This is a genomic window from Evansella vedderi (genome assembly GCF_030813435.1).
GTDB classification, from domain to species: Bacteria; Bacillota; Bacilli; order Bacillales; family Salisediminibacteriaceae; genus Evansella; species Evansella vedderi.
In genome coordinates, this window is sequence record NZ_JAUSUG010000003.1 from 220,281 (window position 1) to 240,429 (window position 20,149).

Here is a 20,149-nt window from a genome sequence, read left to right on the forward strand (position 1 = left end):
TCTTTTACATAGTTTCCCTTATAATAGCTATTAATAACAGTGCTTCTTTTTCGAAGCACTTTTGAGGTTACTTTTTCCTATTTTATAAATCCTCATTCTTATCCCACATGTTCCTATCTACTTCGTATAAAACCCATGGTGATGACAGTTCAAAATTGTGATTTGAAGGTAGGGTTTTGGCTGCTTCCACTGATAAATCCATCCATATGTAAGTATCTCCTTCCGATTTTTCCGTTAGATGTCGAAAGTCAGTAGAAATTGTTTCCCATAACCCCTTTTGAGAAGATATATCACTCCAAGGATAAACGATATGTAAATAATGATCCCCCTTCCTATCCTTTTTAGTAATAAGGAATCGAGTTTGATCTTCGTTTTCATAGAAAGACCAATTCATTAAATCATGCTCCTGAAAAAGATTTTTAGAAGCAGGAAAAGAGTAGTAGACTTCATATGGAAATAAGGAAAAAGAATTTAAATATTTTTGATTAAGCCAAAACTTTTTTCGTTCTAATGAATGAATGGGGGTCCATGGTTTCGATCCAGTTTCAAGTGCTGATGTATCCTTCGTAATTGCTCCATGCAAGGGTTCGTGAGGGATTAAACCTAGCTTTTCCAAAACCCGCCGTGCAGGTAAGTTATCCATTTGTGTATTTGCTCCTATCCATTGAATTTTAGTTAGTTGGAGAGCTTCTTCTATAATGTAGGATATCAGTTCAGTAGCAAAGTTGTTTCCTCTAAACAGGCGATCACTACGCAATCTACCTAACATAGCAAAGTGGTCAGCAAAAATAGTATATCCCCCCATACTTACCATCTGATTATCTAAGAATAGCCCATACAACCGATGATTTCCTGTGCTGAGTCTATGAAAAATACGTTCAACATAATCATCCTCAATTCCTGTATCCATCTCCTCGAAATTTACCAAATCATCGGTGTTTAACATTCTTATATATTTATTCAATGTTTTGTTACCTCCTAATTCAATCGGTATTATAGAAGCATAATTGTTTATTATACATTATTAATGTTATTATAAATGTTATTGGTTGGTATTTTTATGGTATTTGATTATGGGTTCGCTCTTTGAAACGCGTATTTCCCTTTTCTTCTTCCTTTCGCGTTTCATAAATTCTCTCTGAAAGGCGTACCTTTCCTGCCTAGTCCAGAAACAAAAATTTGCTCCTGCGGGGCTTGCGCCCCGCTTTTTGCGCTGGCGCGCAAAAAAAAGCCAGGTGCGGAGAATGCTTTAGATGAATGAATTCATCACAGCATTCTCCGCACCTGGCTTAGTCGTCGAAACGATTTTTAATTGGTTAATTATCGAGTTTTTGTAGTGCTTTTTGGGCAGCCATTTGCTCTGCTTCTTTTTTTGATCTTCCGGTGCCTTTGCCTAATTGGTTGTTTTCTAGCCAGACTTCGGAGACGAATTCTCTGGCGTGGGCTGGGCCTTTTTCTTGGACGATTCGGTATTGGATGTGTCCTTGTCCTTCTCTTTGAATTAGCTCTTGTAATTGGCTTTTGTAATCCATCATGTCGGAGAAGGCTCCTCCGGCGATTTTTGGATATACATAGGCTTCTAGGAAGGAGTAGACAGATTCCATTCCTCTGTCTAAATAAAGTGCTCCTACGAAGGATTCAAAGACGTCCGCTAGCAATGCTGGACGGCGTCTGCCTCCTGTCATTTCTTCCCCTTTTCCTAGCAATACATAGTCACCGAAACTCAACTCATCAGCGATTTTCGCTAAGGATGGTTCACATACGATGGAAGCTCTGAGTTTGGTCATCTCTCCTTCACTCATGTTTTCATAATTCTTAAACAAGTATTGTGAGATGGCCAATTCCAAAACTGCATCGCCTAAAAATTCAAGCCGTTCGTTGTCATCATGAGGTCGAATTCGATGTTCGTTCACGTATGATGAATGGGTAAAGGCTTGGATAAATAATTCTTCGTTTTCAAAGTTTACATTTATCGAGGATAAGAATTTACGATATTTTTCTTTTTGGGCGGGTGGCATTTGCAGCTTTTTCGGTTGTTTGTTAATTCCCCTTCTAATCTTTCTTGATTGTTGCATGAGATCCCCCATCGTTTCTCTCAATAGATTTAATATTTTCCCTATGTTAAAAGTGATTTGTTGATTTTCGTCATTTTAATATTTGCTATTTCGGCTCCTCTATTTTTCGGAGCAAATTGATGTCTATCAAGTCGCCTTCATTCTTCCTAGTAACATGGTATTAAACCCATACCGATAAAAATCAACATACCCTAACAAGAGTTAATTTAGGTTTGAAAGCCCAAGCCCTTAAAAAGGGCTTGGGTTTTTATAACTATTGCTGACGTTCTATGTATTCTACAACGTCACCTACAGTTGCGATTTTTTCAGCATCTTCGTCGGAAATTTCTAAGTCAAACTCGTCTTCAAGTTCCATAACTAGTTCAACTACATCCAAGGAGTCTGCACCTAAATCATCTTTAAAAGTTGCTTCAGGTTTTACTTCTGATTCGTCTACACCAAGACGTTCTGATACGATTTTTGCAATGCGATCTAATACTGCCATGTAGTTCACCTCCTCTCAGTAATTATAGGATATTATGCTAGAAAATACTAGTTTGATTTCATTACATTACCATTCCGCCATCTACATGGAGGGTTTGCCCGGTCATGTAAGCAGATGCATTACTTGCTAGAAACGCTACAACTGCAGCTACTTGCTCTGGGCTTCCTAATTTTCCGAGAGGAATTTGTTTTAGCATTCCTTCTACTAATTCCTCTGAAAGGGATTCTGTCATATCCGTTTCAATAAAGCCTGGGGCAATGGCATTTACAAGGATGTTTCGATTAGCAAGTTCCCTTGCCATCGATTTTGTTAACCCAATAACACCAGCTTTACTTGCCACATAGTTAGCTTGTCCAGGATTCCCTAATACACCAACTACTGAGGAAATATTAATAATTCTTCCGTAACGTTGCTTCATCATTGGACGAGTAACAGCCTTAGAGCAGTTGAATACCCCTTTTAAGTTTGTATTGATAACTGCATCGAAATCCTCTTCCTTCATGCGCATGATCAAATTATCTTTGGTAATACCTGCGTTGTTAACAAGAATTTCAATGGAGCCAAATTCATCAAGAACTGTTTTAACCATGCTATTTACCGATTCTGAGTCAGCGACATTAGCTTGGATCGCCATTGCCTTTACTCCGTGACTGCGGCATTCTTCCGCTACTGCTTCTGCCTTTTCCTGACTCCCAGAATAGTTTACCGCAACGTTAACACCTTGCTTTGCCAATGTTAAACAAATTTCCCGTCCTATACCTCTAGAACCACCTGTAACGAGTGTATTTTGTCCTTTCATACGCCGTCTACTCCTCCCTTAATGCTTCTAATGTATTTTGCAATGTTTCCTCATCATAAACTGGCAGTACTTTTGCACGGCGTGACACCTTTTTCACAAGACCGCTTAATACCTTACCAGGACCTACTTCAATAAATGTTTCTACACCTTCATCAATCAATTTTTTTACTGTGTCCTCCCATAATACTGGGGAATATATTTGCTTATATAAAAGCTCACGAATTTCCTCACCATCTTTAACAGGCTCTGCTGTTACATTTGCGACAACCGCCATAGACGGAGTGGTAATAGACACTTCAGCTAAATGATCTTTCATTTTTTCTGCCGCTGGCTTCATTAATGAAGAATGGAATGGACCACTAACGGACAATGGAATAACTCGCTTGGCTCCCTTTTCCTTTGCCAATTCCGAAGCCGCTTGTACTCCTTCTACTGTTCCAGAAATAACAATTTGCCCAGGAGAGTTAAAGTTAGCAGGCTCCACTACACCCGCATTGGCTGTAGCTGTCTCCGTTACTTCCACTAACGCTTCCCTTTCCATTCCTAGTACAGCTGCCATCGTTCCTTTTCCTTTTGGTACAGCTTCTTCCATCCACTGTCCACGTTTACGAACGGCTTGACAAGCATCCGCAAAGGATATGGCACCACTTGCTACAAGTGCAGAATACTCCCCTAGGCTATGCCCTGCTGCATAATCTGCGTGAATACCCTTTTCCTTTAAAATCTCCCAAATGGCAATACTTGTAGTTAATAATGCCGGCTGCGTATTTTCTGTTCTTTTTAAATCTTCTTCTTCCCCTGCAAAAATTAAATTGGAAAGCTCTTCACCTAGTACCGTATCAGCTTCATTAAATACACGCTTACTAATCTCATATTTTTCCGCGATTTCTTTTCCCATACCCACTTGCTGTGAGCCTTGTCCTGGAAAAAGTAAGGCAATTTTCCCCATGTTTATAACTCCTTCTTTTGTTCAGTATCGTTTTCATTTTTTACTAATTCCTGACGAATGGTAGCAACAACATTCTCATCATGCATTGTTTTTGCTTGACGAATAGCATTGAAAAACGCCCGGTCATTTGAAGAACCGTGTGCTTTAATAATAGGAGCATTCAATCCAAAAAGACCCGCTCCCCCATATTCGGAATAATCCATTTGCTTTTTCACTTGTTTAAATGCTGGCTTCAGTATTCCCGCAGCCAATTTGTTTTTAAAGGTAGAGGTTAGTTCCCTTTTCAATATTGAGAATAAGGAAAGGGCTGTTCCCTCAATGGATTTCAGTACGAGATTTCCCGAGAATCCATCACATACAACCACATCGGCAACACCTTCTAATAAATCCCTAGCTTCCACATTTCCAACGAATTCCATGGAGCTGTTTTCTAGAAGCTCAAATACTTCCTTCGTCAGTTCCGTCCCTTTTCCTGCTTCTGTTCCAACATTTAATAACCCAATCCGTGGTTTGACAACCTTGCGAACCTTTTTCATGTATACATCACCCATAACCGCATACTGATAAAGGTGAGATGCCTTAGAATCCATGTTTGCCCCAACATCCAATAGAAGGAATCCTTCTCCACCGAGAGTCGGTAACATTGGGGATAAGGCCGGACGTTCAATTCCTTTAATTCGCCCTACAACTAGGAGGCCCGCAGTCATTAATGCACCAGTGTTACCAGCTGAAATAGCCGCATCTGCCTTTCCTTCCTTTACTTGCTGTATTGCCAATACCATGGACGAATCTTTTTTTCTCCTTACGGCCTTTACAGGAGAATCTTCTCCTTCAATCGTAACTTCTGTATGTAAAATTTCTACTCTATCCGATGGTTGAATGTATTTTTTTATGTCAGCTTCGTTACCAACTAAAGTAACTTTTAAATCTTCATAAGTCTCAAGGGCTATTTCACACCCCCTAATGACACTTTCTGGGGCATGATCTCCCCCCATCGCATCAATAGCTAACTTCATTATTACACCATCCTCAATTTTATTTTTCTTGACGATACATGGCAAACTCACCGTAGAATACAAGCTCCTGATCAACGAAGCTGCTTACTTCCACAGTGGTTCTCATTTCACCAATTTCTTTCACACTAGCCTTCGCTACAACACGCTCCCCAACCTTTACCTGTCTATTGAAGGAGACATTCGCATTTGTGGTTAATGCTAGCTCATCATCAATAATGGCAACAGCTAAGGAATTAGCTTGAGCAAAAATATGATGGCCACGGGCTATACCAGTTCTAGAGAAAACATGCTCTTCACGAATATCTAAGATGGATATGGCATGCTTGTCTAGCTCTAAGTCGATAATTTCTCCAATAACCTCTTCAATAGGTAAGGCTTTAACTGTATCATATTGCTGGCGGGCAACGTGCTTAATCCGCTCCCTCACCTCGGGAATATTTAACTCTAAACGATCTAATCGAACCGTTTGGACACTAACCTGAAAAAATTCTGCTAAAGCTTCATCCGTTATAAAAGGATTTTCTGCGATTTTTTCTTTTAATAACGGTTGCCGTTGTTTTTTTGATATTTTCACAATAATCACATCCACACTAATATGACTAGGTACTAATAGTAGTATATAGTTGAAGTCACCCATTTTCAACCATGAATATTGTTAATCTAATTTTTCCTCATTAAGCACTACTTGTTTTTTCAAGTATTCCCTAAGCTTTTCGTATGCTTCCCCTTTCCAGAAAGCTTCTGCTTGAATTAATTTAACAGAATCCTGCCTAGCCACTTCTAATACACGATAATCCTCCACAATATCTGCTACTTTGAAGTTAGGAAGACCACTTTGTTTTGACCCGAAAAAGTCTCCAGGGCCCCTTAATTCCAAATCTCGTTCCGATAGTTCAAACCCGTCCGTTGTATCTGTCATAATTTGCATCCGTTCTTTTCCCACATCGGACTTTGGATCGGCTAACAGGATACAATAAGATTGTGCTTCTCCCCTCCCTACTCGCCCCCGAAGTTGATGTAGTTGAGCTAAACCGAACCTCTCAGCATCATAAATAACCATAACCGTTGCATTCGGTACATTAACTCCCACCTCTACCACTGTAGTAGAAACAAGTAAATGAACACGATTTTCGGCAAACTCATTCATAACATGCTCTTTTTCATCAGCGTGTAACCGTCCGTGCATGAGCCCGATATTAAAATGTGGTAATGCCTGTGTCAGTTGAGTATGTACATCAATGGCATTTTGGACATCTAATTTTTCTGACTCTTCAATAAGGGGACAGATCACGTAAGCTTGATGACCTTTTGTTAATTGCTTTTCCAAAAATTCGATTATCCTCGGCAGCATATTTGGTTTTGCCCAACGGGTATCAACTGGCTTTCTTCCTTTCGGCATTTCATCAATAATCGATACATCCATATCCCCAAAGGCAGTAATGGCTAATGTACGAGGAATAGGTGTTGCTGTCATAAACAGGACGTCTGGTCTTACTCCTTTCTTTCTTAATATCCGGCGTTGCTCCACTCCAAAACGATGCTGCTCATCAGTAATAACAAGTCCTAGTTTGTGAAAATCTACTCCCTCTTGAATAAGGGCATGAGTTCCAATTAAGACATGGATTTTTCCTATTTTTAGCCCTTCTAGTATTTCACGACGTTCTTTTACCTTTGCAGAACCAGAAAGGAGTTCTACCCTTAAATCAAATGGATCTAGTAAAGCTTTCAACGATTCCTTATGCTGTTCAGCGAGAATTTCTGTAGGAACCATTAATGCCCCTTGAAAGCCTGCTTTTGCATTAACATAGAGGGCAGCTCCAGCAATGACTGTTTTTCCGGAACCCACATCTCCCTGTAATAAGCGGTTCATACGATATTCGCTACCGAGATCAGTCAGAATCTCCTTTAGGACGCGATTTTGGGCATTTGTAAGGGGAAAGGGAAGTTTTTCCATAAACTCATGAACAGCTTCTTTAGTGAAATTCTTCTGTTGTCCCTCTTCTGCCTCCCTCTCTATTTTCCGGAACATCTGCATTTTTAGCTGAAAGAGGAGTAACTCCTCATAAATCATTCTTCTTTTAGCTTGTTTAAGCTTTTCAGGATTACTTGGAAAATGTAATTGCTTTATTGTCTCAGCTCTATCCATTAAACGGTAGGTGTTAAGTAATTGTGGAGGTAAGATCTCTTCCACTTGATTACCAAATTGTTGAATAGCTTGTCGGATAAACTTCCTTAAGGTGTTGATCTTTACTTCCCCTTTGACGGAATACACCGGCTCAAGACCTTCTTGAACAGAATCTTTCTTCGTTTTTAATGTGCCACCACTTATCATCAACCTGTGCTTGTCCAGTTTTCCATTGATAGTAATGACATCCCCTAAATGGATTTGCCTTTTCAAGTACGGTTGATTAAAAAAGACAGCCTGCACTAATAGACCGTCCACGAGTACGCGAACGGTCAAACGAGATTTATTCCTTCCATAGAAACCAAGGCTCGGTTCACTGTGAACCGTTCCTCTCACAGTAATTCTTTCTTCATGCTGAGCTTCTATAATAGGACGTACAGCATGGTCTTCATAACGGAATGGAAAGTGCTCTAATAGGTCTTGAACAGTAGTAATTCCCATTGATTCTAACTGTTCCATCATACGAGGACCAATACCTTGAATTTCAGAAACTGGATGATTCATCTCTTATTTCACACCTTTTTTACAGAAGCTCCAAAAATTTGCTCTTGATATTTTCTACCTGTAGGGGTTGCTGCTAAGCCCCCTTCTGCTGTCTCTTTGAAAGCTGATGGCATTGCTTCACCAATACGGTACATGGCATCAATTACTTCATCACAAGGAATTCGGCTTTCAATCCCAGCCAAAGCTAAGTCCGCTGCCACAATGGCATTAGAAGAACCAAAAGCATTCCTTTTAACACATGGCACCTCTACTAAACCTGCTACAGGATCACATACTAATCCTAACATTCCTTTTAAAGCCATTGCCATCGCTTCTGCACACTGTTTTGGTGTACCCCCAGCCATTTCAACTAATGCTGCTGCTGCCATTCCCGTTGCGGATCCAACCTCTGCTTGACACCCACCCGCTGCCCCTGATATAGAGGCATTATTCGCCACAACAAAACCAAATGCTCCACTAGTAAACAAAAAGCGGATCATTTGCTCACGGGTTGGATTTAATTTATTTTTCGTAGAAAATAATACACCTGGAACTACTCCAGCTGATCCTGCTGTAGGTGTGGCACAAATAGTTCCCATGGCTGCATTAACTTCATTTGTTGCCATTGCCTTTGCAACAGCCTCTAACAGCTGATTTCCTGCTAACGTTTCTTTTGATTGCATATATTCAAAAAGCTTCTTCCCGTCTCCACCAGTGAGACCTGAAACTGATTTAACATCTTCTGTAATACCACGTTCCACTGCTTTTTCCATTACATTTAAATTTCGTTCCATTTGAGCAAATATTTCTTCCCGTGTTCGTTCGTGGTATTCCATTTCCTGACGAATCATTATTTCTGAAATAGGTATTCCTTCTTTTTCAGCTAAAGAAACTAGTTCTTGTACATTACGAAACATCATTTTCAAATACCTCCTAGAAGCATGTTATTCGTGTATTTTTGTTACTTTCTCTACGTGGTCTAATGCTTCTACTTCCTGTAATATATCCGGACCAATATTTTGGTCTACCTCTATAACCATTAAGGCTTCTTTTCCAACTTCCTTACGGGAAACCTGCATATGTCCAATATTTATTTGATGCTTAGCTAAAATGGTAGACACAGAAGCAATTGCTCCAAACCTGTCATTATGAACAACTAAAATAGCCGGGTGATTTCCACTTAGGCGAAGCTCGAAACCATTTAATTCCTTAATTTCAACCTTTCCTCCACCTATGGACACCCCGACAAGTTCCATTTCTTGATGGTCATCACCCATACGAATTTTTACTGTATTGGGATGGTCCAGCTGTGCCTCTTCCTCATGAAAAGAGTAGTTTAATCCTCTTTCCTTCGCTATTTTCATGGACTCTGTAATCCTTGTGTCAAAGGTTTCAAAACCCAGAACTCCACCGACTAAAGCTACGTCCGTTCCGTGACCTTGGTACGTTTTCGCAAAGGAACCATATAAATGAAAGGAAACCCAAGAAGGCTCCTTCTGAAAAAGTTGTCTCGCCACGAGTCCTATTCTCGCGGCTCCTGCAGTATGGGAACTTGATGGTCCAATCATTACTGGTCCAATGATATCAAAAACGCTGCGATATTTCATATATAAATCCTCCTGGCACTGAAATCTATATCAATTAATCTTTTATTATAACTATGTATATAATAACAAAATGGTCCTTAAACTGCTATAAAACCGCATACATTCCGAAAATACACATGAAAAAGAGGCTGGGACAAAAGTATTTTTACTAATAAAAAATCCGAACAAACTAGATGTAGGTGCAATCTACCCGCTTCGGAAATATACTTCGCTAAGGTAGTGTATTGTTCGTATTTCCGATTAAACACTTTAGTTATGTCCCAGCCTCTTCTATAATATTGGTTTAATACTAATGAAATATTATTTTGCTTTTGTTGCGATTATTGCGATGGCACCTGGTCCAACATGCGTTCCAATTACCGGCCCAATATCCGTAACTACTGATTCTTTTACATTAAATTTTTCTTTCATCATTTCTATCAATTGCTTTGCTTCGTCTTCCACATTTGCATGGGAAATAGCTACATTTATTAATTCCTGACCATATTTTTGCTCAAACTCTTGAACCATTCTTGCTATAGCTTTTTTCTGCCCCCTTACTTTTTCAAAAGGGTATACTTCTCCATCTTCGTTAAGGGAAAGGATCGGCTTTATTTTCAATAATGAACCTAACACCGCAGAAGCCTTACCGATACGACCATTTTTCTCTAAATACTCAAGGGTATCAACCAAGAAGAAAAGGGAAGTATCCTCTAGTAGTTCATTAAGCCTTCCTAAACATTCCTCTTTTGTAGCTCCATTTTTCGCTAACCGAGCAACCTCAACAACAATAATTCCAATGGCATAGGAAGCTCTTTTAGAATCTACAACAGTTAATGAAACTTCGTCCCCAAGTGTTTGGGAAGCTATATATGCAGATTGAAATGTGCCGCTAAGCTTTGATGATAAATGAATAGAAATTATATCTGTGCCTGGGTCTTCCTGTGTAATGCGACGATATTCCGTTTCAAATTGATGTGGGGTTGGCTGAGATGTCGTTGGAATTTGACCCGATTCTGTTAATTTTTTATAAAACTGTTCAGATGTTAAGTCAATACCATCTTCAAATGTTTCCTCACCAAAATGAACCTTCAATGGTACGACAGTAATATCTAGTTCTTTTTGTAACTCCTTTGGAATATCCGCTGTTGAATCTGTGACAATGTGTACTTTCCCCATAAACACAACCCCCTTATAATTTGAACCACATTTATTCTACTGCGATGATGTAAGAATAGAGTGGTTGATTTCCAATATGAACTTCTACTTCAATATCTTCGTATTGCTCTTCAAGATAGCTTGCAAGTTCATCTGCCTCTTGTTCTGTACGATCTTCACCATAAATAATAGTGACTATTTCACTATCCTCGTCCACCATTTTGGAAAGAAGCTCCTTCGCAACCTCTTGTACATTAGGTAAAGTAGAAACGATTTCCTTTTCGTGAATTCCCATGAAATCGCCTTTTTTAATTTGAACACCGTTTAAGCTTGTATCTCTAACAGCATAAGTAACCTCTCCCGTTTTTACTGACCCTAAAGAAGTGGTCATTTCTGCCTGATTATCTGTAAGAGACTCTATTGGGTTAAAAGCTAGTAACGCAGCTAACCCCTGTGGTACGGATTTAGACGGAACTACAACTACATCCAAGTCGGAAACAGTAGCTGCTTGTTCTGCAGCCATAATGATATTGCTATTGTTAGGTAATAGGATAATTTTGTCCGCATTTGCTTCATTAATAGCTTTAACAAAGTCCTCTGTAGAAGGATTCATTGTTTGTCCACCTTCAATTACCCGTTTTGCTCCAAGTCCTTTAAACAGCTTTGCGATACCGTCACCCATGGCTACTGTAATAATTGCATATTCCGTTTTTTCATCTTTTTTCTCAGGTTTAGGTGGCATTGAAGCGCTTCCACCTTTTTCCTGCTCTAAAATACTTGAATGTTGTTCACGCATGTTTTCAATTTTCACATTAACTAATGAACCAAACTTTTGCGCTTCTGAAATGACATTACCAGGATATTCTGCATGAATATGTATTTTTAGTAAATCTTCGTCCGAAACAACAAGTAAAGAATCACCATGAGCACTTAATGCTTCTCTAAATTTCCCTTCATCAAAAGGATTTTCTTGAACCTTATCCGATTCGAATTTAACCATTACTTCTGTACAATAGCCAAATTCAATATCCTCTGTAGATAAATGGCTTTGTGCAGATTGGTGGTGTTCCACTTGAACAAGTTCTGTCATACTTGGAGATTTTTGTACTAGATCAACAATTTTCTCCCCTTTTAATACTGCGAGGAAGCCCTCATAGATGGTTACAAGACCTTGTCCACCGGAATCCACGACCCCCACCTCTTTTAATACAGGTAAAAGATCTGGAGTTCTTTCTAAAGAGGCCTTTGCTTCTTTAACTACTTCCTCCATCAATGCAACAGTGTCGTCATTTTTTTTTTGCAAATGTGACGGCTTTCTTTGCAGAATCCTTCGCGACAGTTAAGATCGTCCCTTCAACTGGCTTCATTACTGCCTTATAAGCCATTTCCACACCAAATTCAAAGGCTTTACTTAAATCTTTGGCGTTAATTGTTTCTTTTCCTTCCACAGACTTAGAAAAACCTCGAAATAATTGGGACAAAATTACTCCAGAGTTACCTCTAGCCCCCATTAAAAGACCTTTAGCAAATGCTCCGGCAACTTTTCCCACATGTTCTGTTGATTGTCCCTTTACTTCCTTTACACCGGAAGTAATGGTTAAATTCAAATTTGTTCCCGTATCCCCATCAGGTACCGGAAACACATTTAATGCATCAATTATTTTGGCATTGTTAGATAAATTGTTTGCCCCCTCTATTAGCATATGGGCAAACTTTTCACCTTCTATTATTTTAATAGTCACAGACTGTTCCTCCTAACTGCTAAGGGTTAGTTACGCGTACTCCTTGTACAAAAATATTAACTGAATCCACCTTTAAACCAAGCATTTGTTCTAATTGGTATTTTACCTTTGATTGTACATTATGAGCTACTTCTGAAATTTTTGTTCCGTAGCTTACAATAATATACATATCAATGTGGATTTCATCATCTTCTAATTCTCGAATAATAACGCCCCTGCCCAAGTTTTCTTTCCCTAAGAGGTCAGTGATACCGTCTTTTAATTGTTTCTGAGATGCCATTCCCACTATTCCATAGCAATCGATAGCTGCTCCTCCAGCTATCACGGCCACCACTTCTTTTGAAACGTCAATTTTTCCATAGTTCGTTTTCATTTCGATGGTCATGCAAACGCCTCCTTTGGGTCTTTTACCTTACTGGCTAAAGTCATTTTACTATATATAATTGTTTTTTAAAAGAAAACATCGTATGTATTAATAATTCTATATGTAGACCATACTGTCAAGCATTTCCCCTTGAAACTTTCATCATTTTAACTTGAAATCTTTTTATCCTTATGCTAAGATTACTTAGTGTTTTTAAAAGTGAATCGTTCAATGTAGTTGAACCGCTCGTGTATGTGAAGGAGGGAAAATCATGTCTCGTAAATGCGTAATTACTGGTAAAGGACCACGCTCTGGTAACAAGCGTTCCCACGCTTTAAATGCAACAAAACGTCGTTGGGGTGCTAACGTACAAAAGGTCCGTATTTTAGTTGACGGTAAACCAAAGCGTGTATACGTTTCTGCTAAAGCACTTAAATCAGGTAAAGTAGAACGTGTTTAATTAGATGTACTGCCCTGATCAAAATCACTTATTTGATCACAATCTTATAATTATACTAAAAAACGGCGCTTATGCGCCGTTTTTTCATTAGGCTGATTTCGAAACTATGTTGCTTTTTTTAAAAGCTGTTTTATAATTGTGCTCTTGCGATTACTCAACGTATAAAAATATGTTGTTTTTATGATAGTTGGCTTGGATACGCTACAGGCGGATCAATTACGCCTAAAAGCAACCCCACGTCCTGGTTCAGCGGGCAACGCTTCAGCATACTCGTGAAGGAACGCTCGTAGCTGTTGCTTTTTCCGTTGGAGTCGCCACCTTTCGCTTTTCCAAGCTTCTAAAAAACAACAACTTTTACGAAAACAGTCTTTTTTTAAAAGCCTGTAGCATATCGTCACCCACTCCTAAAAGCCTATTATAAGTGGGGTACCCATAATAGGCGAGCGAAGAGAATTACTTCGCCGTTTATCATTTAATATGTCTCTCCCTGAACTCCTAACTTTACTTAGGGGATGAGACATGGAACATGGAGCGTGCCACTGACATAAAGAAGGTCGCTAATACCTTATTAAATAACTTATTAAAACAAGAAATGTAGTAGTTTTGTATAAGGTCTACCCTTTCTTAAATGCACCTAAACACGCTTTTACAAACCCGCCGATGAACTTAGGTAATTTGATCGTATAAAACTTCATTTTTCCCCCTCCTCGAATGAGCTGCCCTTGCCACATTAAGGACATGTTGAGTTAAAATAAACGTGCTTCGTTATTATCCATTATATTCATTGAGTCGGAAATAGTACCTATTTTCTTAGAAAACCTTCTCCTTCTAAACTTTTTTTAAGAATTCTATTCGGTGTTTCCTGCTAAGTAAGGGTTATAAGACATTTACCTCTTAGTTAATGGTATTTTTTTTAAAAGAAAGAGTAGCTTTCAAAATTTAAATGCATCTCCGACATTAAAACTAGATGTAAATATGATTAAGATACACTTTAATGAATAACAACGATTCTTCCAGAAATTCCTATTCACCCTTGATAGCTATGAAAGAGATACATTAATAATCACTTTTCTCTATACCATATTCAGCATACTCCTATACTGTGATTCCGTTATATAGGTATTCGATAGAGTGGGCGGCGTAAAGTTTTTTTAGCATACACGTTACAGGCGGACGTTTTCCCCTTCTCCAAGCTTTTAAAAAAACATCGTTTGCAAAAACAACCTTTAAATTATAAAAGGAGCGCAATGCGCTCCTTTTATAATGTTCCCCTAATGGAATCAATAGCCTGTTTTCGATTACGGCTTTTATAAACTGCAGACCCTGCAACTAATACATTTGCCCCCGCTTCAATACATTGTTTTGCGGTGTCTGGATTGACTCCCCCATCCACCTCTATATCAATGGATCTGCCAATTTGGTTCACTAAATTACGAACCTGTGTGATCTTAGGAAGTACAGAAGGAATAAATGCTTGTCCTCCAAACCCTGGGTTCACAGTCATTAGCAAAACTAAGTCTACATCCTCTATGATATTTTCAATCATTGAAACAGGTGTTGCCGGATTAATGACAACACCCGGTTTGACACCATGTTCCTTAATTAAATGAATCGTCCTATGCAAATGTCTAGTAGCCTCAGCATGTACACTAATAATATCTGCTCCAGCCTTTGAAAACTCTGATATATACCGATCCGGATCTTCAATCATTAAGTGAACATCTAAAGGAAGCTTTGTTATAGGTCGAATAGCGTCTACGACTAATGGACCTATCGTTATATTAGGTACAAAATGACCATCCATAACATCCACATGGATATAATCTGCGCCTCCCTGTTCCACATCAGCTATTTCTTCCCCAAGCCTGGAGAAATCTGCCGACAAAATTGATGGTGCAATTTTAATCATTTCAGTACCTCCGTTTTTGTGATTTTATCTCATTTATAAAGTCAATATAGTGCTCATAACGATAATTAGGTATTTCGCCGGAAGCAACACTTTCTTTTACGGCACATTTTGGCTCATTAACATGTGTACATCCTCGAAATTTACATTCACTCATACGATCTCGCATTTCAGGAAAACAAAAGGTCAAGTCCTCCACTTCAATACCCTCAAAATCTAAAGAGCTAAATCCTGGAGTATCTGCAACATAGCCTCCACCGTCAAATGGAATAAGTTCTACATGTCTTGTGGTGTGCTTTCCCCTCCCTAAACTTTTAGAAATCGGGGCCGTTTCAATATTTAATTCAGGCTTTAGGGCATTTAATAGGGATGACTTGCCAACACCCGATTGGCCAGCAAAGACAGAAACTTTATTCACTAAGTAGGGACGTAGTGCCTCAATCGTTTCATCAACATAAATGGATGTACTGACCACCTCATAATTCAGTTGACGATATTCCTTTTCAAAAGATTGAATTTCCTCGCCCTTCTCCTTTTCTAATAAATCAATTTTAGATAAACAAATGATCGGCACTATATCATTGGCCTCAACATGAACTAAGAATCGATCTAGCAGCAAAGAGCTAAAGGAAGGTTCTTCTGTAGAAAAAACAAGAATTGCTTGATCTACATTGCAAATTGGAGGGCGGACTAATTCATTCTTTCGCTCATAAACTTCTAACACATACCCATCTGTTTTATTGGCAGCCTCAAACTCAACCCAATCTCCAACTAGTGGAGTGATCTTTCTTTTGCGAAAATTACCCCGCCCACGGCATTGGAATACTCCATCCTTATTTTCAACATAATAGAAACCACTTAGTGCTTTAATTATTCTACCTTGCCCCATTAGTACCTCCATAAATGCCCACTTCAGATTGCTCCTTTTTTTTTTGTTATTATAGGCGTTTTACTTATAATAATGTAGTAATTTATGTCACTGAAATAAAAAAATGTCTTGCTATGCCCTATCACCGTTTCTCCATGACCTTAGGGCATTCATTACTTTTCTATTGATATTGTCTCAATTCTTCGTACGTATATTCAAATGGTGATTTTTCATGTTCCTCGCCATCTACGTATAACAGTAGGAATCCGCTTCCTCCTGGTGCTACAGTTAATGGTACATGAAATCTCCTGCTCTCACTAATTTCTTCTTCCACAACCATCTTAGGGGCTGTATTCATCATATCAATAACAGAGATTCTAATCCGGTATGTCGGTTTTTCTTCACCATCACCATTACCTTCAGGAACATTAACATTAAATGGAACAGTTGCTGTAATAGGTTGATCCTCTGGTTCTTCCTCTGGCTCTGGTCCAAGGGAAAAGGTCACCGTTACTCTTGTTCTGTCCCGTAGTTCTTCATTCCTTGGAGGGTCTTGTGCAAATGCTTTTCCCTCTTCCATTGTTGGGTGGTGTTCCTCTTTAAACACTATTTCACTAAACATATTATTTCCGGATAATAATCGATTCACTTCATCCTGGGTCATACCGTAAAGATTTGGCATGTTAACTGTCGGGCGTTTACTTAACGTTAAGGTGACTACCGTTTCCTTTGGAATAACAAGTTCTCCAGGTTCAGGGGATTGGTCTAGGACTATATCGTCATCGTGCTCCGTTGATTCCCTATATTCATATTGTCTATCCATGTAATCTTCTAGTATACGCTCTGCCCTTTCCTGTGACTCTCCAATGACATCTACCATTTCCACCGGTTCCGTTCCTTCACTGACAATTAATCTAACCGTAGCTCCAACCTTCACTGTATAACCAGCACGTGGATTATGGCTGATAACATGTCCTTCTTCTACATCCTCATCAAAACGAAGCTCCTTTTCTACCTCTAGCTTTAAATCTGTTAATTTTTCATATGCCTCTTCATATTCCATACCTATTAAATCATCAGGGATTGTTACATCTTCCACGTGAAGCCAACTAGGAATCAATGAAAATGCAACATACATCGTAGCCAAAATAAAGAATAAGGTAAATAATGATGTTATAATCCAAAACTTTAGTGATTTCTTCTTATTTTTTTTATTCTTTCCATTCCCTGTGTTTATATGATTAGCTTGTCCGTCATTAGGCTTCCCATGAACCATTGTTACTTGCTCATTATCATTAGTATCATTCCCAATAATGGGGACAGCTTTTGTTGCTTCGTCATCTTTCACAGGAATTGTAACTCTTTTTTCCCCTTTACGACTTATATCAAATACAGTAATGAGATCATGAAGCATTTCATCTGTAGAATGAAAACGATCTAGTGGATCCTTCATAGTAGCCTTTAGCACTACATTTTCGACACTTTGGGGAATAGATGGATCAATATCCCTTAAAAAAGGCAACGGTTCTTGTAAATGCTTAATGGCTACGGATACAGCGGTATCCCCGTTAAAAGGCACTTCACCAGTCAGCATTTCATACATAACAACACCAAGTGAATAAATATCAGATTTATAAGTTACATTCCCACCTCTAGCCTGTTCTGGTGATAAGTAATGAACAGATCCTAATACGGAATTAGTATGTGTAATGGTGGCATCACTAATGGCTCTGGCAATTCCGAAGTCTGTTACTTTAGCAATTCCCTCAGTACTAAGTAAAATATTGTGGGGTTTGATATCCCGATGAATAATATGATTTTCATGGGCATGCTCAATTGCCGAGGTAATTTGCTCCATAATTTGCACTGCTTCTTGTACATGAAGCTTCCCCTTTTGTTGAATATAATCCTTTAACGTATTACCACGGACGTATTCCATGACTATATAATAAATTTTATCCTCTTCCCCAACATCATAAATATTTACAACATTAGGATGGGACAAACTTGTGGCCGCTTGAGCTTCCCTTCTAAATCTTCTGATAAACTCCTCATCCTCAGAAAACTGTGGTTTTAGAACTTTAATGGCTACTTCCCTATCTAAGATAATGTCTTTAGCCAAATAGACATTTGCCATTCCCCCACCGCCGATGGGCTTCAGCAGTTCATAACGGTCATTTATTCTTTTATTCATCGTCTTCACTTCCTTCTGAAGTGTGACGAACAATGGCTATAGTAACGTTATCCTCGCCACCGCGTTCATTTGCCATTTTGATTAAGTTTTCTGCAATTTCGTCTAACGTTCTTTCAAAATTTAATTGTTCACTAATATCTTTATCAAGGACCTTATTCGTTAACCCATCGGAACAAAGTAACAGATGAGAGCCTAAATCCCAGTTGATTGTATCAATATCTATCTTAAGTTTTAACTCTGTACCTAATGCCCTCAACAACACATTTCTTCGGGGATGGTACATTGCTTCATCTTCCGTAATTTGACCAGAACGAACTAATTCACCTACTAAAGAATGATCATCTGTTATTTGTTTTAATTCATCTTGAGTCTTTAAATAAACCCTGGAATCTCCAACATTCGCCACAGAAATAAACTGGTCAGTACAAATTGCAGCAACTAACGTTGTACCCATACCATCACACTGAGGATTATTCTGGGCATGCTCAAACAGATGCCTATTTATATCATGAATCGTTTCTTCTAACCACTTCTCTGCATTTTTAGGACTGAATTTCTCTTTATTTTCTTCCCACTTATTTAACATAATTTCTTTTGTCATTTTACTTGCCACATCACCAGCTTGGTGACCGCCCATCCCGTCAGCCACGAGTGCTAGAAGCTGGCCTTGGTCATCCATTAAATAAGCTCCATCATCCTCATTGTGAGGTCTTAATTGACCCACATCTGTTCGAAATACAGCTTTCATAACATTTATCCCCTCGTTTCTTCTTTCCGCTCCTTTGCCCGAAGTTGACCGCAGGCAGCATCTATGTCATGCCCTTGTTCTCTTCGAATAGTCACGTTAACTCCTCTATTTTTTAAGGTGCGTTCAAAAGCAAATATTTGCTCCTTTGGTGTTCGCACATAATCCCTCTCCAAAACATTGTTAACCGGTATTAAATTCACATGACATTTTATTCCTTTTATTAGATTTGCCAACTCTTCCGCATCCGCAACGGAATCGTTAACACCCCCAAATAATCCATATTCAAAGGAAATTCTCCGCCCGGTTTTTTCTATATAATAGCGAATGGAATCCATTAGCTTTTCCAATGGGAATGCTCGGTTAATTGGCATTAACTTTGAGCGGATTTCTGTATTTGCGGCATGCAGGGAGATGGCAAAATTGACTTGCATTCCTTCATCGGCAAATTGATAGATTTTCGGAACGACACCACTTGTTGATACAGTTATATGTCTAGCACCAATATTTAGACCGTAATCATGATTCACTGTCTTTATAAAACGGATGAGCTCATCGTAATTATCAAAAGGCTCGCCGATCCCCATGACTACAATGGAATCCACTCTTTCACCTTTTTCGTCTAAAAATTTCTGTGCCATTAAAACTTGAGCTACGATTTCACCCGCCTCTAGATTTCTTTTTAAACCCCCAAGTGTGGAAGCACAGAAGGTACATCCAAGGCGGCAGCCAACTTGGGTAGTAACACAAACACTGTTACCATAGTTATGCCGCATCACAACAGTCTCAATGGAATAACCATCATTTAGCTCAAATAAAAATTTAATTGTACCATCCTTTGAGGTTTGTTCAGTAATTGTTTTTAACGTAGTCAATGAATACTCATTCGCCAAGGCACCTCTTAAATCCTTTGACAAATTCGTCATCTTTTCAAAACTTTCTACACGTTTTACATATAACCAGTCATAAATTTGTTTTCCCCGGAATGCCGGCTCCCCTTTTTCTTTTAACCAGTCAATTAATTCATCATAGGTTAAAGAATATAAAGAGTCTTTAACTTCCGTATTTAAACCTGTATTTTTTGCTTGCGATAACATGGTGACCCACCTTTGAGTGTGATTTTTCCTTTCACACA

Annotated in this window: 18 protein-coding genes and 2 pseudogenes; 1 reads left to right on the plus strand and 19 read right to left on the minus strand. The window is 38.8% G+C overall.

Annotated elements, in window-relative coordinates; translation table 11 throughout:
- Nucleotides 1-82: 82 nt before the first annotated feature.
- From J2S74_RS05455 to J2S74_RS05515, 13 genes and pseudogenes are all read right to left on the minus strand, one after another.
- Nucleotides 83-964 carry a GNAT family N-acetyltransferase gene (locus J2S74_RS05455; protein ID WP_307322824.1) on the minus strand — a complete coding sequence of 294 codons (882 nt, stop codon included), beginning with the start codon at nt 962-964 and terminating at the stop codon, nt 83-85.
- 352 nt (nt 965-1,316) lie between these two features.
- A pseudogene (rnc, locus tag J2S74_RS05460) lies at nt 1,317-1,967 on the minus strand (ribonuclease III); the annotation flags it as partial.
- Between the two features lie 361 nt (nt 1,968-2,328).
- Nucleotides 2,329-2,559, minus strand: coding sequence for an acyl carrier protein (acpP, locus tag J2S74_RS05465; protein ID WP_307322829.1), 231 nt, complete (start codon nt 2,557-2,559; stop codon nt 2,329-2,331).
- A gap of 61 nt (nt 2,560-2,620) precedes the next feature.
- Nucleotides 2,621-3,358, minus strand: coding sequence for a 3-oxoacyl-[acyl-carrier-protein] reductase (fabG, locus tag J2S74_RS05470; protein WP_307322831.1), 738 nt, complete (start codon nt 3,356-3,358; stop codon nt 2,621-2,623).
- Nucleotides 3,359-3,365: 7 nt separating this feature from the next.
- The gene (fabD, locus tag J2S74_RS05475) at nt 3,366-4,307 is read right to left on the minus strand and encodes an ACP S-malonyltransferase (protein ID WP_307322832.1); all 942 of its coding nucleotides are present in this window, start codon (nt 4,305-4,307) and stop codon (nt 3,366-3,368) included.
- A gap of 2 nt (nt 4,308-4,309) precedes the next feature.
- Nucleotides 4,310-5,323, minus strand: coding sequence for a phosphate acyltransferase PlsX (gene plsX / locus J2S74_RS05480; protein WP_307322835.1), 1,014 nt, complete (start codon nt 5,321-5,323; stop codon nt 4,310-4,312).
- A 19-nt stretch (nt 5,324-5,342) separates the two neighbouring features.
- Nucleotides 5,343-5,960 (minus strand): transcription factor FapR, encoded by a 618-nt coding sequence (gene fapR, locus J2S74_RS05485; RefSeq protein WP_370875970.1) that lies wholly within the window; start codon nt 5,958-5,960, stop codon nt 5,343-5,345.
- A gap of 18 nt (nt 5,961-5,978) precedes the next feature.
- Nucleotides 5,979-8,012, minus strand: a complete 2,034-nt coding sequence (gene recG / locus J2S74_RS05490; RefSeq protein WP_307322837.1) for an ATP-dependent DNA helicase RecG — start codon at nt 8,010-8,012, stop codon at nt 5,979-5,981.
- 8 nt (nt 8,013-8,020) lie between these two features.
- Nucleotides 8,021-8,908 carry an L-serine ammonia-lyase, iron-sulfur-dependent, subunit alpha gene (gene sdaAA, locus J2S74_RS05495; RefSeq protein WP_307323169.1) on the minus strand — a complete coding sequence of 296 codons (888 nt, stop codon included), beginning with the start codon at nt 8,906-8,908 and terminating at the stop codon, nt 8,021-8,023.
- A 27-nt stretch (nt 8,909-8,935) separates the two neighbouring features.
- Nucleotides 8,936-9,598 carry an L-serine ammonia-lyase, iron-sulfur-dependent subunit beta gene (gene sdaAB, locus J2S74_RS05500; RefSeq protein WP_307322839.1) on the minus strand — a complete coding sequence of 221 codons (663 nt, stop codon included), beginning with the start codon at nt 9,596-9,598 and terminating at the stop codon, nt 8,936-8,938.
- A 300-nt stretch (nt 9,599-9,898) separates the two neighbouring features.
- Entirely contained in the window at nt 9,899-10,756 is an 858-nt protein-coding gene (locus tag J2S74_RS05505) for a DegV family protein (RefSeq protein ID WP_307322842.1), read from the minus strand.
- Nucleotides 10,757-10,787: 31 nt separating this feature from the next.
- A pseudogene (locus J2S74_RS05510) lies at nt 10,788-12,477 on the minus strand (DAK2 domain-containing protein).
- Between the two features lie 19 nt (nt 12,478-12,496).
- Nucleotides 12,497-12,862: an Asp23/Gls24 family envelope stress response protein gene (locus J2S74_RS05515; RefSeq protein ID WP_307322845.1), complete on the minus strand. Its 366-nt coding sequence runs from the start codon at nt 12,860-12,862 to the stop codon at nt 12,497-12,499.
- A gap of 250 nt (nt 12,863-13,112) precedes the next feature.
- Between J2S74_RS05515 and rpmB the strand changes: the two genes are divergently transcribed.
- A complete protein-coding gene (gene rpmB / locus J2S74_RS05520; protein WP_217066652.1) occupies nt 13,113-13,301 on the plus strand; it encodes a 50S ribosomal protein L28 in 189 nt (62 codons plus the stop codon).
- A gap of 614 nt (nt 13,302-13,915) precedes the next feature.
- On the opposite strand, the gene spoVM is transcribed toward rpmB, so the two are convergent.
- The 6 genes from spoVM to rlmN form a co-directional block, all read right to left on the minus strand.
- A complete protein-coding gene (gene spoVM / locus J2S74_RS05525) occupies nt 13,916-13,996 on the minus strand; it encodes a stage V sporulation protein SpoVM (RefSeq protein WP_307323171.1) in 81 nt (26 codons plus the stop codon).
- Nucleotides 13,997-14,559: 563 nt separating this feature from the next.
- The gene (rpe, locus tag J2S74_RS05530) at nt 14,560-15,210 is read right to left on the minus strand and encodes a ribulose-phosphate 3-epimerase (protein WP_307322848.1); all 651 of its coding nucleotides are present in this window, start codon (nt 15,208-15,210) and stop codon (nt 14,560-14,562) included.
- 1 nt (nt 15,211) lies between these two features.
- Entirely contained in the window at nt 15,212-16,096 is an 885-nt protein-coding gene (gene rsgA, locus J2S74_RS05535) for a ribosome small subunit-dependent GTPase A (RefSeq protein WP_307322851.1), read from the minus strand.
- A 160-nt stretch (nt 16,097-16,256) separates the two neighbouring features.
- On the minus strand, nt 16,257-18,269 hold the full coding sequence (pknB, locus tag J2S74_RS05540) for a Stk1 family PASTA domain-containing Ser/Thr kinase (RefSeq protein WP_307322853.1): 2,013 nt from the start codon (nt 18,267-18,269) through the stop codon (nt 16,257-16,259).
- Nucleotides 18,262-19,017 carry a Stp1/IreP family PP2C-type Ser/Thr phosphatase gene (locus tag J2S74_RS05545; protein ID WP_307322855.1) on the minus strand — a complete coding sequence of 252 codons (756 nt, stop codon included), beginning with the start codon at nt 19,015-19,017 and terminating at the stop codon, nt 18,262-18,264. The genes pknB and J2S74_RS05545 overlap by 8 nt, the downstream gene beginning before the upstream one ends.
- 5 nt (nt 19,018-19,022) lie before the next feature.
- Nucleotides 19,023-20,111: a dual-specificity RNA methyltransferase RlmN gene (gene rlmN, locus J2S74_RS05550; protein ID WP_307322857.1), complete on the minus strand. Its 1,089-nt coding sequence runs from the start codon at nt 20,109-20,111 to the stop codon at nt 19,023-19,025.
- Nucleotides 20,112-20,149 lie beyond the last annotated feature (38 nt).